The 13,373-nt window shown below is 59.4% G+C and carries 15 protein-coding genes and 1 pseudogene; 7 read left to right on the top strand and 9 right to left on the bottom strand.

The features are described 5' to 3' along the window. Positions 1-201: 201 nt before the first annotated feature. Positions 202-1,128, top strand: a complete 927-nt coding sequence (locus IP76_RS01695) for an ABC transporter ATP-binding protein (protein WP_054156527.1) — start codon at positions 202-204, stop codon at positions 1,126-1,128. Further along, entirely contained in the window at positions 1,125-1,886 is a 762-nt protein-coding gene (locus tag IP76_RS01690; protein WP_054156457.1) for an ABC transporter permease, read from the top strand. The genes IP76_RS01695 and IP76_RS01690 overlap by 4 nt, the downstream gene beginning before the upstream one ends. A gap of 9 nt (positions 1,887-1,895) precedes the next feature. On the opposite strand, the gene IP76_RS01685 is transcribed toward IP76_RS01690, so the two are convergent. Genes IP76_RS01685 through cobS form a run of 3 tightly spaced genes read right to left on the bottom strand, consistent with a single transcriptional unit; the run spans position 1,896 to position 3,635 of the window. Next, a complete protein-coding gene (locus IP76_RS01685; protein WP_156318441.1) occupies positions 1,896-2,594 on the bottom strand; it encodes a TIGR02281 family clan AA aspartic protease in 699 nt (232 codons plus the stop codon). Beyond that, positions 2,594-2,815: a DUF1289 domain-containing protein gene (locus tag IP76_RS01680; protein WP_054156455.1), complete on the bottom strand. Its 222-nt coding sequence runs from the start codon at positions 2,813-2,815 to the stop codon at positions 2,594-2,596. The genes IP76_RS01685 and IP76_RS01680 overlap by 1 nt, the downstream gene beginning before the upstream one ends. A 34-nt stretch (positions 2,816-2,849) precedes the next feature. Further along, complete coding sequence (gene cobS, locus IP76_RS01675) at positions 2,850-3,635, bottom strand: adenosylcobinamide-GDP ribazoletransferase (RefSeq protein ID WP_054156454.1); 786 nt, start codon at positions 3,633-3,635, stop codon at positions 2,850-2,852. A gap of 123 nt (positions 3,636-3,758) precedes the next feature. On the opposite strand from cobS, the gene cobT reads away from it, so the two are divergent. Together cobT and IP76_RS01665 are read left to right on the top strand one after the other, a co-directional pair. Further along, positions 3,759-4,781: a nicotinate-nucleotide--dimethylbenzimidazole phosphoribosyltransferase gene (cobT, locus tag IP76_RS01670; RefSeq protein ID WP_054156453.1), complete on the top strand. Its 1,023-nt coding sequence runs from the start codon at positions 3,759-3,761 to the stop codon at positions 4,779-4,781. Continuing rightward, positions 4,774-5,196, top strand: coding sequence for a diacylglycerol kinase (locus IP76_RS01665; RefSeq protein WP_054156452.1), 423 nt, complete (start codon positions 4,774-4,776; stop codon positions 5,194-5,196). Before cobT ends, IP76_RS01665 begins: the two co-directional genes overlap by 8 nt. On the opposite strand, the gene IP76_RS01660 is transcribed toward IP76_RS01665, so the two are convergent. Beyond that, positions 5,197-6,732 carry a sensor histidine kinase KdpD gene (locus tag IP76_RS01660; RefSeq protein ID WP_054156451.1) on the bottom strand — a complete coding sequence of 512 codons (1,536 nt, stop codon included), beginning with the start codon at positions 6,730-6,732 and terminating at the stop codon, positions 5,197-5,199. Between the two features lie 231 nt (positions 6,733-6,963). Between IP76_RS01660 and IP76_RS01655 the strand changes: the two genes are divergently transcribed. Together IP76_RS01655 and IP76_RS01650 are read left to right on the top strand one after the other, a co-directional pair. Next, positions 6,964-7,638, top strand: a complete 675-nt coding sequence (locus IP76_RS01655; protein WP_054156450.1) for a uracil-DNA glycosylase family protein — start codon at positions 6,964-6,966, stop codon at positions 7,636-7,638. A gap of 39 nt (positions 7,639-7,677) precedes the next feature. After that, complete coding sequence (locus tag IP76_RS01650; RefSeq protein ID WP_054156449.1) at positions 7,678-8,166, top strand: Lrp/AsnC family transcriptional regulator; 489 nt, start codon at positions 7,678-7,680, stop codon at positions 8,164-8,166. 75 nt (positions 8,167-8,241) lie between these two features. Here the strand turns inward: IP76_RS01650 and IP76_RS01645 are convergent, their stop codons facing one another. The 5 genes from IP76_RS01645 to IP76_RS01625 all read right to left on the bottom strand — a co-directional run bounded on the left by IP76_RS01645 (position 8,242) and on the right by IP76_RS01625 (position 12,717). Next, the gene (locus IP76_RS01645; RefSeq protein ID WP_082352368.1) at positions 8,242-9,177 is read right to left on the bottom strand and encodes an NAD(P)-dependent oxidoreductase; all 936 of its coding nucleotides are present in this window, start codon (positions 9,175-9,177) and stop codon (positions 8,242-8,244) included. Positions 9,178-9,230: 53 nt separating this feature from the next. Next, complete coding sequence (locus IP76_RS01640; protein WP_054156447.1) at positions 9,231-10,052, bottom strand: methyltransferase domain-containing protein; 822 nt, start codon at positions 10,050-10,052, stop codon at positions 9,231-9,233. 151 nt (positions 10,053-10,203) lie between these two features. Next, positions 10,204-11,034, bottom strand: a complete 831-nt coding sequence (locus IP76_RS01635) for an ABC transporter permease (RefSeq protein ID WP_054156446.1) — start codon at positions 11,032-11,034, stop codon at positions 10,204-10,206. Then, positions 11,031-11,834 (bottom strand): ABC transporter permease, encoded by an 804-nt coding sequence (locus tag IP76_RS01630; RefSeq protein ID WP_054156445.1) that lies wholly within the window; start codon positions 11,832-11,834, stop codon positions 11,031-11,033. Before IP76_RS01630 ends, IP76_RS01635 begins: the two co-directional genes overlap by 4 nt. 109 nt (positions 11,835-11,943) lie before the next feature. Then, positions 11,944-12,717, bottom strand: coding sequence for an ABC transporter substrate-binding protein (locus IP76_RS01625; protein WP_054156444.1), 774 nt, complete (start codon positions 12,715-12,717; stop codon positions 11,944-11,946). 366 nt (positions 12,718-13,083) lie between these two features. Here IP76_RS01625 and IP76_RS01620 point away from each other — a divergent pair. Then, positions 13,084-13,373, top strand: a pseudogene (locus IP76_RS01620) (hypothetical protein); the annotation flags it as partial.

The raw sequence follows: 13,373 nt of genomic DNA, 5'->3' as shown, positions 1-13,373 counted from the left end.
CACGCCAGCCCTCAATGATCCCCGCAAAACTGCGCGGCACCTTGCCCGTCTGCCTTCACGCCTGCCACTGCGTCGGTTGGTTGTTGATCTCAGTCTGGTCCTCATGCGGCAGAAGATGGTCGGCTGGGTCTGGTCTCGTGATGAAGTGTTCTTATATTGAAGCGCACGCCGCCTCCGGCACTGTCCATTTCCGAGCACTTCATGACCCCCATAATTTCGGTGAGATCCCTCTCCAAGAGCTATTCCAATGGCTTCAAGGCGCTTGATGGCGTCAGCCTCGACATAAAGAAGGGCGAAATTCTTGCCCTGCTAGGCCCGAACGGCGCCGGCAAGACAACATTGATTTCCATCATCTGTGGCATGACAAATCCAACCGCTGGCAGCGTCACGGTCGACGGATATGACGTGGTCAAGGATTTTCGTGAGGCGCGGGCCAGGATCGGCCTCGTCCCACAAGAGCTGACAACGGACATGTTCGAGAGTGTGATCAACACGGTCAGCTTCTCTCGTGGCCTGAATGGCAGGAAACCTGATCCTGCCTTTATTGAGCAGGTGTTGGCGGATCTGTCGCTTCTCGACAAGCGCAACAATGCCCTGCGGGAACTCTCGGGTGGCATGAAGCGGCGCGTGCTGATCGCCAAGGCCTTGTCGCACGAGCCAAGCATTCTCTTCCTTGACGAGCCGACGGCGGGCGTCGACGTGGCCTTGCGCAAGGATATGTGGCAACTGGTGGAACGGTTGCGGGAGAAGGGTGTGACAATCATCCTGACGACCCACTATATTGAAGAAGCGCAGGAAATTGCCGACCGGATCGGCGTGATCGACCGAGGTCGTCTTTTGCTGGTCGAGGACAAAGATGCGCTGATGCGCAAGCTGGGCAAGAAGCAGTTGGCCGTCAAGTTGACGCAGCCGATCACGGCGCTGCCAGCCTCTCTTTCCAGCTGGGATCTTGCTCTTTCCGAGGGAGGCGACGAGTTGGTCTATGCCTATGAGCTGGGCAGTCAGGATGGGGAAATCGCCCGCCTTCTGCAGGCGCTGTCCGCCGCCGGTCTGTTGGTCGGTGACTTGTCGACACGCCAGACCTCGCTCGAAGACATCTTCGTGTCGCTGATCGGAGAAAACGCATGAACATCGAAGCGATCAAGTCGATCTATGTCTATGAGATGGCCCGCACCCGTCGCACGCTCTTGCAGAGCATTGTCTCGCCTGTCTTGTCCACTGCGCTCTATTTCGTCGTGTTTGGCGCAGCCGTTGGCTCCCGGATGCAGGAAATTGACGGGGTCTCCTATGGCGGATTTATCACGCCTGGCCTGATCATGCTGGCGCTGGTGACGCAATGCGTTTCGAACGGATCGTCCGGCATTTATTTCCCGAAATTCACCGGAACGATCTATGAAATCCTCTCGGCGCCGGTGGCTATGTTCGAGATCCTGATCGGCTATGTTGGCGCGGCGGCGACCAAAGGCATGCTGGTCGGCCTGATCATTCTGGCAACAGCGGCTGTGTTTGTTGATTTGCAGATCCAGCATCCGGCTCTGATGTTGTTCTTCATGATCCTGACGGCGATCACCTTCAGTCTCGCCGGCTTCATCATCGGTATTCTGGCGAAGAATTTCGAGCAGTTGGCGCTTGTGCCTTCCCTCGTCGTGCCGCCGCTTACCTTTCTCGGTGGAACCTTCTATTCGATCGACATGCTGCCGCCGTTCTGGCAGACGGTCAGCCACTTCAATCCGGTTCTCTACCTGGTGAGTGGTTTTCGCTGGAGCTTCTTTGGCACGTCGGACATCGATCCAGTGGTCAGCCTGGTGATGATCGGGGTCTTCCTGGCGGCTCTGCTCGGCTTCCTGCACTGGATCTTCAAGACCGGCTACAAGCTCCGGCCCTGATCATTCGACTCAGTCGCGCAATCTGAGTTCGTCCCCCTGCATCTGCAGTGAGTGCAGGGTGGCCAAGAAACTCATGCCAAGGAGGCTGCTATCGAGCAGTCCTTCCTCAAGCACGACAGCGTCGACATTGGTTCGGACGATGTCTCCGAGCCTGATTTCGGGGATCGTATGGGGGGCGGCCTGGGCCCGGCCGTTCGCCGTCAGCACTGTGCGGCTGAAGATTAGCGTATCCGGGTCGATGCCCATGCGCACGGCATCCTCGAAGCGCAGCGCGACGGAACTCGCGCCAGTGTCGATCAGCACTGGTACGTCGATTGCGCCAATGCTGATCGTCGTTTCGAAATGACCGCCAAGTGACTTTTGCAACAGGACTTCCCGGCCGCCATCTGCCGTGCGCACGGAGACAGCTCGGCCCGGTAAAAGACCCGCCAGCAGTTTTTCGCCGACCCGCTCGGCATCCTGACGATAAACATAGCCGGTCATCAGCGTGAGGCCGATCAGCACCCAGATCAGGAGGTGACGCAGGGACTGCCCCAAGGTGTTGCGACCAAGCAGGATACCTGTCGAAATCATCAGGATAATCGGCAAAGTATAGATGATCTGACCGAAATCCTCGTTGTCCATGCCGAAGCTCTGGACCGCGTCGTGATTAAAAACGAGAACAAGCAGACCGACGCCGAGGATGGCAAAGGCGAGCAGGTAGCGCATCAGCTTCCGTCTCTCTCGCGGGCGATCTGACTTCTGCGGGTCTCGCGGCGTGGGCGGCGTTCGACGGTTTCCAGGCGGGCGGCAAGGGACGCCATGATGCTGCGCCGCTCCTCGGCGCTATAGGTCGTCCAGTAGCCAATTTCCTCACGCGTCCGGCCGCAACCGAAGCAATAGCCGGTCTTGTCGTCGATCGAACAGATCAGGATGCAGGGCGTTTCCATCGCTTGCCTTTCGTTGGCGCTTTATATCGGCGTGCTAAACCAGGAAGGCAAGGGAGGTCAGAAAGAGGATTTCGCAGACCTGTTGCGTTGCGCCCAGCGTGTCACCGGTATGGCCGTCCAGCTTGCGTCTGACGAATGCAGTGAAGGCTGTAACGCCTGATGCCGCAACCAGCATGGCAGTCGCAACGGGTAAAACCGCAAGGACAAGGCTTGCGAGCAAGAGCGGTATAAGCGTTCCGCCAAGGTAAGCGACCCGAGCGGCATAAGGGTCAGGTTCGCCCGCCGCAGCTGCTACGCCCGACATGCGCGCCGAGGGTAGGGTACGCCAGTGCCAGACAAGCGCCGAGCGACTGAAGGCTGCAGCTGACAGCAGCGCGATTGCTGTGGCTAGTGGCGATGTTTCGTTGAGCAATGCTGCGAGCGCCGCCGTCCGCAGCCCAAAGGAAAAGATCAGCGCTACGGCGCCATACGCACCGATCCGGCTGTCCTTCATGATCGCGAGCGCGGTATCCTTGTCTCGTCCCCCGCCGAGGCCGTCGGCGCAGTCCGCAAGTCCATCTTCGTGGAGTGCACCGGTCGCCATCACCATGAGCAGCAGTGCCATCAGTGCCGCAAGGACGCCCTTGTCACCCGTTGATCCAAGGAGGCCCAGGATGACGGATGCCGGCAGTGCAATCAGCATTCCGGCGAGTGGAAATGCCGCGACCGTGCGGGTCAGGCGACCGTCATATCCGACGAAGAAACGGTCCGGAACGGGGAGGCGACTGAGGAAGGCGAGGGCTCTTGCTGTTTCCTCTGCGACGATACGCCAATGCGACATTCCTGCCTTCCGTTCAACGGTCGTCCCTGGACGCCGCTTTTTGAGTTGAGCCCATCGGGTTCGGTGATTAAGAGAGAGGCCACAAAGCCCGATTTGCTGGAAGAATACAAGGATACTCCGCCGATGAGCGTCACCGGTCTCCCCTTCGACGATTTCCGTACGCTGCTGAGAGATCTGCCGGGGCCCGATACGGCCGCGCTGGCTGCTGCGCGGGACAGGGATCGTCAACTGACCAAGCCACCGGGTGCACTCGGCCGGCTTGAGGAAATCGCCATGTGGCTTGCCGCATGGAGCGGGCGTGCACCGGCGGTCAACCGGCCGCTTGTCGCCATTTTTGCCGGTAATCATGGCGTGACCCGCCATGGCATCACGCCTTTCCCGCCTTCGGTGACCCAGCAAATGGTCGAGAATTTTGCAGCCGGCGGTGCTGCTATCAATCAGATCTGCGTGACCCATGATCTGGGTTTGAAGATCTTCGATCTCGCGCTTGATTATCCGACAGGTGACATCACCTGCGAGCCCGCCCTGTCCGAGCGTGATTGTGCCGCCACCATGGCCTTTGGCATGGAAGCGATTGCGGGTGGTACGGATCTGCTCTGCATTGGTGAGATGGGTATCGGCAACACGACTATTGCGGCGGCGATCAACCTCGCACTTTATGGCGGCGAGGCCGAGGATTGGGTCGGACCCGGAACCGGTTCGGAAGGCGAGATCCTGCAGCGCAAGATCGCAGCGGTTAAGCAGGCGGTCGCCTTCCACCGCGAGCATCTCGGCGATCCGTTGGAAGTCCTGCGCCGCTTGGGCGGTCGCGAGATCGCGGCGATGGCCGGTGCGATCCTCGCCGCCCGCATGGAGCGGATCCCCGTACTGATCGACGGCTATGTGGCGACGGCCGCCGCTGCCATTCTGAAGGCTGCGAATCCGACGGCGCTGGATCACTGCCTGATTGGTCACGTCTCCGGTGAACCTGGTCATCTCCGCTCGATCGAGCGCCTCGGCAAGACGCCGCTTCTGGCGCTTGGCATGCGGCTCGGGGAGGGCACGGGTGCGGCACTTGCCGCCGGTATCGTGAAATCGGCGGCTGCCTGCCATTCGGGCATGGCAACGTTCGATCAGGCTGGCGTGAGCAACAAGACCCATGGCTGAGCGTCACGAAAAGCCCACAGCCGCTGAAAAGCTCGCGGCGGAAACGATTAAGAAAAAGACCGGCGTCGCCCATCTGTTTGCCGCCGGGCGCTATTCGGCGCAGGGGTTCCGGAGGCTCATCCTGGAGGCGGCCTTCCGTCACGAGTTGCTGGCATTTGGCGTCGGTCTCGTCATGTTCGTCGCCGTCGGCGCGTCGCGCTTCGAATTCCTCGGTTTTATTGTCCTGATGTTGCTGATGTTCTGTGTCGAGGCGCTGAACACCGCGATCGAGGAACTTGTGGACCGTATATCACCTGAGATCTCGACCGTCGGGCGTAACGCCAAGGATCTTGGATCCTTCGCGGTTTTCTGTCTGATCATGTCGAATGTCGCGTTTGTCGCCTACGTGCTCGTGGAGCGGCTGATCTTTAGCTGATCAGGCAAATTGACGACGGCGGGGTTCTACCGCCTTCGTCTCGCTCACTGCGGGCAGGCTTTCGAGGACACGGCTTGATGGCAGGATGGCGATCACTTCCGTGCCCTCACGCAGCCTGGATTTCAGTTTGAATTCCCCACCATGCTTGGCGAGGATCGCTTGGACGATGGGGAGGCCAAGGCCGGTACCCTGCTCTGCGCTCTTGATCGCGATCGAACCCTGGCCAAAGGCCGAGAGCACGATCGGGATTTCGTTTTCCGGGATGCCCGGACCATTGTCCTTGATCGAGATGTATTGTCCGCCGCCTGCGGTCCAACCCGCCTTCACCATGATCTCTCCGCCCTGCGGCGTGAACTTGACGGCGTTCGACAGCAGGTTGAGGACGACCTGGCGAATTGCCTTTTCATCGGCCCAGACGGGCGGCAACCCCGTCTCAAACTGCTGATCGATCCGGATATTTTTCGATTTGGCCCGGAGCTGGATCATGCCGATGGATTCTTCCGCGACGTCGAGCAAGGAAATCGTTTCCTCACTAAGCTCGTATTTTCCCGCCTCGATGCGCGACAGGTCGAGGATCTCGTTGATAAGGTCGAGAAGATGTTTTCCGGAGCGATGGATGTCGCTCGAATATTCCTTGTAAAGCGGGTTGTTCAGCGGCCCCAGAACCTCCGTTGCCATGACTTCGGAGAAGCCCAGGATCGCGTTGAGCGGAGTGCGCAGTTCATGCGACATCGAGGCGAGGAAACGGGACTTCGCCATATTGGCTTCTTCAGCCCTGCGCCGTGCTTCGTCAGACAGCGATTTTGCCACTTCGAGCTCGGCGATCAGGTCGTCCTTCTCCGTTTGGAAGGACAGAAGTTTCACATTTGCCTGGTGCAGCCGGTTGGTAATGTAGATGAAGAAGACAAGCGCTGTGGTGAAGACCGCGGTCAGGCCGACATCGAGCATGTGGCGGCTGCTGATGGCAACATAGATGAGCGCGATGACCGTGGGCAGGAAGCTGAATAGGACTGCCTGACGTAGCAGCATGGCGCCCATTGCAGAGATGGAAACGGCCAGAAGAAGCACAGACCCCTTGTAGGAGATGAAGGTCGTCTGTTCGCAGGTCGCACAGGATTGCAGGGCGAACAGGGCCCATGCGCTTCCCATGGCGATCTGGGCGACAAGGATGAGATGACGCCAACGCTGTTGGTTTGCAGGCGTGATGCCGCTTCTTTGTGCGCTCCGGACCAAGAGGACGCCGGCCGCATGCATGCTGAGTGCAAAGAGCGCCCAGATCATGATTGCGGGCTCAGCGGTGAAATACGCGCCAAAGCCTGCAACGAGGAAAATGATGACAGGCATGACGGCAGCGCCTTGCAGTGTTGCTGCAATGTGCATGCTCAGGATCTCGGCGTCGAACGCAGGCGACAGACCTTGCCCCGACTGCAGCCGGTCACGGGTCGTCCGCACGGCCTTTGTCGCAGCCGTCTTTCGATGACCGCGTGTCAGGTCGACAACGTTCTTGTCCGTCGATGTGGATACGTCATCACTCATGGATTTGCGGTCTTTTGCTCTTGTTGAAGTGTTAGCGCTCAAATCTTAAGAAGATCCTGTCGCGGAAGGATTTGTTTGCCATATGTGCCAAGATTTCCTTCACATAGCCAAGCTCAGCCGAGGGCGGGCATGTGCGAAGCGCTCGCTTGCCGTCGCTGAAGGAGGGAACCAGATGGGGGACACTGGCTTTGCTATCGATCCAGGCGGGCGAGGTTGAGCAAAGGAGGTCGAATGGTTTCTGTTTTCCCGAATGCTCCAGATGCGATCGGTGCGCTCGGCCGTGCCATCGCCTCCTGCCGGATCTGCCGCGACAGCCCGCATGGCGGTGAGGCCTTCCGGCTGCCGCATGAGCCGCGCCCGATCGCCTGGCTTTCGTCGGAGGCGCCGATCCTGATTGCCGGTCAGGCGCCGGGCTTGAAGGTTCACGAGTCGGGCTTGCCTTTTAATGATGCCTCAGGAGACCGGCTCCGTCAGTGGCTCGGTGTCGATCGTGAGACTTTTTACGATCGCAGCCGGTTTGGCATTGCACCGATGGGTTTTTGTTTCCCCGGCTATGACGTCCAAGGTCACGATCTACCGCCGCGTCGGGAATGCGCACCGCATTGGCGCGCAAGCGTCATGGCGACGATGCCTCAGGTGCAGCTGGTTCTGGCCATCGGCCAGTATGCACAGACCTACCATCTGGGGGAGCGTCGTCGCCGGACGATGACAGAGACGGTTACCCATTGGCGGGAATTCCTGTTGAGCAACCGACCGGGCCCTCGTGTCTTGCCCTTGCCGCATCCGAGCTGGCGGAATACGGGCTGGTTGAAACGGAATCCTTGGTTCGAAGCCGACGTCCTGCCCGTGCTGCGTCGCGAAGTTTCCCTGTTGATAGCTGGAAATGATTTTCCAGTGGTGGGCTGATTCGGGCTATATCAGAGAAAATCAGTTTTCGGGGCCGTCATGGATCGTCTAGACCGCAAGATACTTCGCATTCTTCAGGAAGATTCCACGCTCGCCGTCGCCGATCTGGCGAAAAAGGTCGGACTTTCCACCACGCCATGCTGGCGCCGTATCCAGAAGATGGAAGAGGACGGGGTGATCCGCAAGCGCGTGGCCCTGCTCGATCCCGCCAAGGTCAATACCAAGGTGACCGTTTTCGTCTCGATCCGCACCTCCAGCCACTCAATCGAATGGCTGAAGCGTTTTTCGGAAGTCGTTTCTGAATTCCCGGAAGTCGTCGAGTTCTACCGGATGAGCGGCGACGTCGATTATCTTCTGCGCGTTGTCGTGCCCGATATCGCGGCTTATGACGCCTTCTACAAGCGGATGATCGCGAAGATCGAGATCCGGGATGTCTCCTCCGCATTTGCCATGGAGCAGATCAAATACACGACCGAGCTTCCGCTCGACTACATGATGCTCGACAATCAAAAGAGCGGCGAAGACTGATCATATTGCCTCGGTCTATCCCGAGGTCAGGCAGTTGAAGGCCGGGCGCTTCCGGTTGGAGGCGCCCGTTTTTGCTTATTCGCTCTCCAGCCGCGCAAGCAGCGAAGACGTGTCCCAGCGATTGCCACCGAGCTTCTGGACCTCGCCATAGAACTGGTCGACGAGTGCCGTGACGGGCAGGGTCGCACCGTTTCGGCGTGCTTCCGACAGAACGATGTCGAGATCCTTGCGCATCCAGTCGACCGCAAAGCCGAAATCATACTTGCTTTGGTTCATGGTCTTGTGGCGGTTTTCCATCTGCCAGGAGCCGGCGGCCCCCTTGGAAATCACCTCGACGACCTTTTCGATGTCGAGGCCTGCCTTCTTGCCGAAATGCACACCTTCGGCCAGTCCCTGGACCAGACCGGCGATGCAGATCTGATTGACCATCTTGGTCAACTGACCGGCGCCGACCGGACCCATGAGGCCAACCATTCGGGCATAGGCATCGATCACCGGTTTGGCGCGCTGAAATACCTGCTCGTTGCCGCCGCACATGACTGTGAGCACGCCATTTTCGGCGCCGGCCTGTCCGCCGGACACAGGCGCGTCGATAAAGGCGCAACCGATGGCCTCGGCGGCGGCGGCAATCTCGCGGGCGACCTCGGCCGAAGCCGTGGTGTTGTCGATGAGGATGACGCCTGGCTTCATCGTGGCAAGGACACCGTCCGGGCCGGTGGTCACCTGGCGCAGGTCGTCATCATTGCCGACACAGGTGAAGATGAAATCTGCATCGCGGGCCGCTTCGGCTGGTGTCGGGGCTGCGGTTCCACCATGCTGGGAGACCCAGCTTTCAGCCTTTGACGCCGTCCTGTTGTAGACGGTGACCTCATGGCCGCCTTTGGCTTTCAGATGCCCGGCCATAGGGTAACCCATGACGCCCAAACCGATGAATGCAACCTTCGCCATATAAATGTCTCCTGTCCTTGATCGCGATATGCATAGATCAAGGCAGGAGCGGTGGAAAGCCATCCGGCGGCTTTGCGCACCGGCCGATCATATGCCGAGCCGGTGCTGTTCGCGCTTCAGGCTGTGGGAAGCTTTCTCGCCACGACCAGATGGCCGGGCGACGGTTCGCCATCCTGCATGCGCACATTGATGTCGGTCAGTTCGATCAGCTCGAACCCAGTCGCAGTCAGCCGTTCGCGAACATAGTCCTCTGCATGGACGAAGCGCTGATGCGGGCCGACCTTGTACGGTTTGCCGTCCATGGTGGCTGCTGAGCGGGTTTCTGAGGAGAAGACGAAAATGCCGTCGTCCACCATGTTTTCGGCGGCGCCGAAGAAGAGCGGTTCAAGAGCCCCGAGATAGGGCAGCACGTCTGTCGCCGTGATCAGGTCGAAGGGCTCGTCGTCGTTGTCTTCGAGGAAGTCGTCGATTTCCGCAACGTAGAGTGTTTCATAGAGATCCTTCTCATGCGCGAGTTCGACCATCTTTTCGGAAATGTCGATGCCGGTGATATCCTCGACCATGTCGCGCAATGCGCCGCCGGTGAGGCCCGTGCCGCAGCCCAGATCAAGCAGGCGCTTGAAAGGACCTAGGTTGAGGGTCTGCAGCCGCTGACGCACCATGACCGGTACGGCGTAGCCGAGTTGTTCGACGAGGATGTCTTCGAAAGCTTCAGCGTGCTGATCGAAGAGGGTGGCGACATAGGCGTCCGGCGCCTTGGCAGGCGTTTCCCCCCGCCCAAGAGACGCAATGCGAACGGCTGCGCCGCCATGGTCCTCGGGGTCGATCGCGAGCACTTCCTCATAGGCCTTCACGGCGGCGTCAACATCGCCTGCCTTTTCCAGTTCCAGGGCGCGGTTGTAGGCTTCCGCCAGCGCTTCTTCGTCGATCTTGGCCATGCGGGCCTCCTGTATAAGAGTGGCCGTTCGGCCGGTGGGCTGCTCTAACCCTTCGGCTTCGGATTGGCAATCTTTGGCCGAGGCGAACCGACGCATGCCGCATGGTCAGTATCGCCATGTTCCGCTCTGTGTGCGGGCGGAACGCTCTTCCTCAACGCTTCAGATGGCGTGTCAGCCGGGCTTCGATGGCGGCCCATGTATGGCGGAGCGTCTCGACAATGGCGAGGTAGAAGATCGCCGCCCAGAGATAGGTCTGGTAGTCAAAGGTGCGCGAGAAGGCGTAGCGGGTCTGGCCCATCAGGTCGAGGACGGTGACAACGGCAACCACGGCGGAGCCCTTGATCATGAAGATGATCTCATTGCCGTAGGGGCGGAGGGCGACGATCAGGGCCTGGGGGAGGATGATCTTCCAGAAGGTCACGCTCTTCGGGAGGCCCAGGGATGCGGCGCCTTCCGTCTGGCCGCGCGGCACGCTCTGGATGGCGCCGCGCAGAATTTCAGCCTGATAAGCGGCCGTGTTCAACGTCATGGCGAAGGCGGCGCAGTACCAGGCCTCACGGAAAAACCACCAGAGACCGAGGGCTTCGATCTGCGGCCGGAAGGATCCGAGCCCGTAATAGACCAGAAAGATCTGCAGCAGCATCGGTGTGCTGCGGAAGAGGTAGACATAGCCATAGGAGATGATGTTCAGCACCTTGCTCTTCGACATCCGGGCAAAGGTGACAGGCAAAGACAGGAGCGCGCCGAGAACGATGGATGTAAATGTCAGTGCGAGCGTGGTCCAGAGGCCGTTCAGATAGCGCGGTCCGTAGCGCATGATCTTGTCGCTGTCCCAATTGGAGATCATCGACCAGAGCAGGGCGGCACCGAGCAGGGCCCAGAAGGCCAGGAGTGCGTAGCCTAGAATACGCGAGCCGGAAAGCGCCCTTGCCGATGCGGGGGGCGCGGGGCGGGCAGGTATCATTTCGAGGATATGGCTCATCGGCTGGCCTCCGAGCGATTGGCCCAACGCGAAATCGCGTTGAGACCGATGGAAGAGACGCTCGCCAGCGCAAGATAGATCAGACAAGCCAGGCCATAGAACAGGAAGGCCTCTTTGGTTACGCGTGCCGCAACGCCGGTTTGTCGCAGAATGTCGGCAAGACCGATGACGGAAACCAGGGCCGTATCCTTGAGCAGCACGAGCCACAGATTGCTCAGCCCCGGAAGCGCGATGCGGATGAGCTGTGGGACGATCACCAGCCCCATCGTTTTGCCCCGCGACAGGCCGACGGCGCTACCCGCCTCGTATTGCCCCTTGGGAATGGCGCGAAAGGCCGAAAGCAGAACTTCCGAGGCGTAGGACGAGAAGACAACGGAGAGGGCCAGCATGCCTGCGACAAAGGCGTTGATCTCCACCTGCACGCCGCTGCCAAGCGATGTGAACAGGGTCTGCAACAGGATCTGGAAGCCGTAATAGATGATGAAGAGGGTCAGGAGTTCGGGCATGCCGCGAAAGATTGTGGTGTATATGCCCGTGGCGGTCCTGAGGCTGCGCTCCTTCGATTGCATCGCGAGGGCAATCAGGAAGCCGAGGGCGAGCCCGACAGGCAATGTGGCAACGGCAAGCGATAGCGTCACCTTGACGCCTAACGCAATCTCGTCTCCCCAACCGGCGTCGCCGCAAGCGACCAGGCTATCCTTCGCCAGCAGTTGAAAGGCGCCCGCTGGCCCACAGAACGGATCGAGGGCGCGGCTAACCTCATTCCAGAGGGAGCCGAGCGCTTCAGTCACTCCGACCATGCTTCATTCCCCTTCGGCGGTTGTTCCGCCTTTTCACTCTTTGCATGCCGAAAATGAAATGGCGGAAGCGCAGAGACTTCCGCCATTCCCATGATCATGGTGATAGCGATCAGTTGCCGTAAACGTCGAAGTCGAAATACTTCTTGTTGATCTCAGCATACTTGCCATTGGCGCGGATGCCTTCGATCGCGGCCGAGAGCTTGTCAGCGAGTGCCGTTTCGCCCTTGCGAACTGCGATGCCTGCGCCCTGGCCGTTGATTTCGACGTCTGTCTCCAGCGGCGTCAGGATCTTGCAGCACTTGCCGGCGTCCGACTTGACCCATTCCGACAGGACGACGATGTCATCGATGACGGCGTCGACGCGACCGCCTTCGACGTCGAGCTTGTACTCGTCTGCGGTCGGGTAGAGCTTCAGCTCCGAGTCAGCCATGTGCTTTTCAGCGTAGTTTGCATGGGTGGTCGAGGACTGCGCGCCCAGCGTCTTGCCCTTCAGGCCGGCCAGGTCGGTGATCGGGCTGTCCTTCGGAACGGCAATGGCAGGCGGCGTATTGTAGTACTTCTTGGAGAAGTCGACCTTTTCCAGGCGCTCAGGCGTGATCGACATCGATGCGATGATTGCGTCAAACTTCTTTGCCTGGAGCGCCGGAATGATGCCGTCCCAATCCTGCGTGACGAATTCGCAGGTTACTTTCATTTCTTCGCAGAGCGCCTTTGCAATATCGATATCGAAACCGACCAGAGTCCCGTCGGCTTCCAGATTGTTGAATGGCGGATAGGCGCCTTCAGTGCCGATGATCAGCTTTTCCTGGGCCATCGCCGAACCGGCGAAGAGCGAAAGTGCAGCGATCGAGGCTGCTGCCAGAAAACGTTTCGAAATACGCATGTGATCCTCTCTTTTGGTGGGTGCCCCTGTTCTTTTCATTGGCTATCCCTGGCCGCATGGCCGTGTTCGACCATACTTGGACCCAATATTCGTCTGCTTTTGTCGTGGAAATCAACCGCAATCGCGCGAATGGACAAATTTTGCCACCGCAAAAGGTCGTGGATGGTCATAATTCCGTGCGGAGTTGATGATGCAGCTTCTGGCATCATGGAGCAAAGCGCGTATTCGTGCGTTCACATGCGGTTAATTTCACTATTCTTAAGGTCGGCTTCAATCCGGCCTCTCGGGACCGAAACAGAATGACACGTGCGCTGCGGCGGACAGCATCTCCGTCTGCCGCGGCGTAAAGGGAAGGAAACAAAAGGCATGTTCAAGAAAAGACTGCTCAACACCGTGGCTATCCCGGTGTTGTCTATGGCGATGCTGGCAAAGCCAGCGGGGGCCGTCAGCGTCATCAATGGTCCCGATCCGGTGACACAGTCGCGTCAAGCAGACGAGAAGCTGATTGAACTGGCGCAGGCCGTGACCTGCAACGACGGTTCGGAAGCTGCAGACGCCGACGAATGCGCGGCCCGTGATTCCCAGGCCCAGGCGGAAGCCGAAGCCCAGGCTCAGGCAGAAGCCGAAGCCCAGGCCCAGGCGGAAGCCGAAGCTCA

It is taken from the genome of Rhizobium sp. AAP43 (assembly GCF_001296045.1).
Lineage (GTDB): Bacteria > Pseudomonadota > Alphaproteobacteria > Rhizobiales > Rhizobiaceae > Allorhizobium.
The sequence above is the reverse complement of the archived record's forward strand: the minus strand, read 5'-3'. Positions and strand labels throughout refer to the sequence as shown.

Excerpts from the sequence above, each read along its gene's own strand:
- IP76_RS01660 (WP_054156451.1), bottom strand. The coding sequence starts at position 6,732 with ATGAGTGATGACGTATCCACATCGACGGACAAGAACGTTGTCGACCTG.
- IP76_RS01665 (WP_054156452.1), top strand. The coding sequence starts at position 4,774 with ATGGCTGAGCGTCACGAAAAGCCCACAGCCGCTGAAAAGCTCGCGGCG.
- IP76_RS01625 (WP_054156444.1), bottom strand. The coding sequence starts at position 12,717 with ATGCGTATTTCGAAACGTTTTCTGGCAGCAGCCTCGATCGCTGCACTT.
- IP76_RS01680 (WP_054156455.1), bottom strand. The coding sequence starts at position 2,815 with ATGGAAACGCCCTGCATCCTGATCTGTTCGATCGACGACAAGACCGGC.
- IP76_RS01685 (WP_156318441.1), bottom strand. The coding sequence starts at position 2,594 with ATGCGCTACCTGCTCGCCTTTGCCATCCTCGGCGTCGGTCTGCTTGTT.
- IP76_RS01630 (WP_054156445.1), bottom strand. The coding sequence starts at position 11,834 with ATGGTCGGAGTGACTGAAGCGCTCGGCTCCCTCTGGAATGAGGTTAGC.
- cobT (WP_054156453.1), top strand. The coding sequence starts at position 3,759 with ATGAGCGTCACCGGTCTCCCCTTCGACGATTTCCGTACGCTGCTGAGA.
- IP76_RS01695 (WP_054156527.1), top strand. The coding sequence starts at position 202 with ATGACCCCCATAATTTCGGTGAGATCCCTCTCCAAGAGCTATTCCAAT.
- IP76_RS01635 (WP_054156446.1), bottom strand. The coding sequence starts at position 11,034 with ATGAGCCATATCCTCGAAATGATACCTGCCCGCCCCGCGCCCCCCGCA.
- IP76_RS01690 (WP_054156457.1), top strand. The coding sequence starts at position 1,125 with ATGAACATCGAAGCGATCAAGTCGATCTATGTCTATGAGATGGCCCGC.
- cobS (WP_054156454.1), bottom strand. The coding sequence starts at position 3,635 with ATGTCGCATTGGCGTATCGTCGCAGAGGAAACAGCAAGAGCCCTCGCC.
- IP76_RS01640 (WP_054156447.1), bottom strand. The coding sequence starts at position 10,052 with ATGGCCAAGATCGACGAAGAAGCGCTGGCGGAAGCCTACAACCGCGCC.
- IP76_RS01650 (WP_054156449.1), top strand. The coding sequence starts at position 7,678 with ATGGATCGTCTAGACCGCAAGATACTTCGCATTCTTCAGGAAGATTCC.
- IP76_RS01655 (WP_054156450.1), top strand. The coding sequence starts at position 6,964 with ATGGTTTCTGTTTTCCCGAATGCTCCAGATGCGATCGGTGCGCTCGGC.
- IP76_RS01645 (WP_082352368.1), bottom strand. The coding sequence starts at position 9,177 with ATGGCTTTCCACCGCTCCTGCCTTGATCTATGCATATCGCGATCAAGG.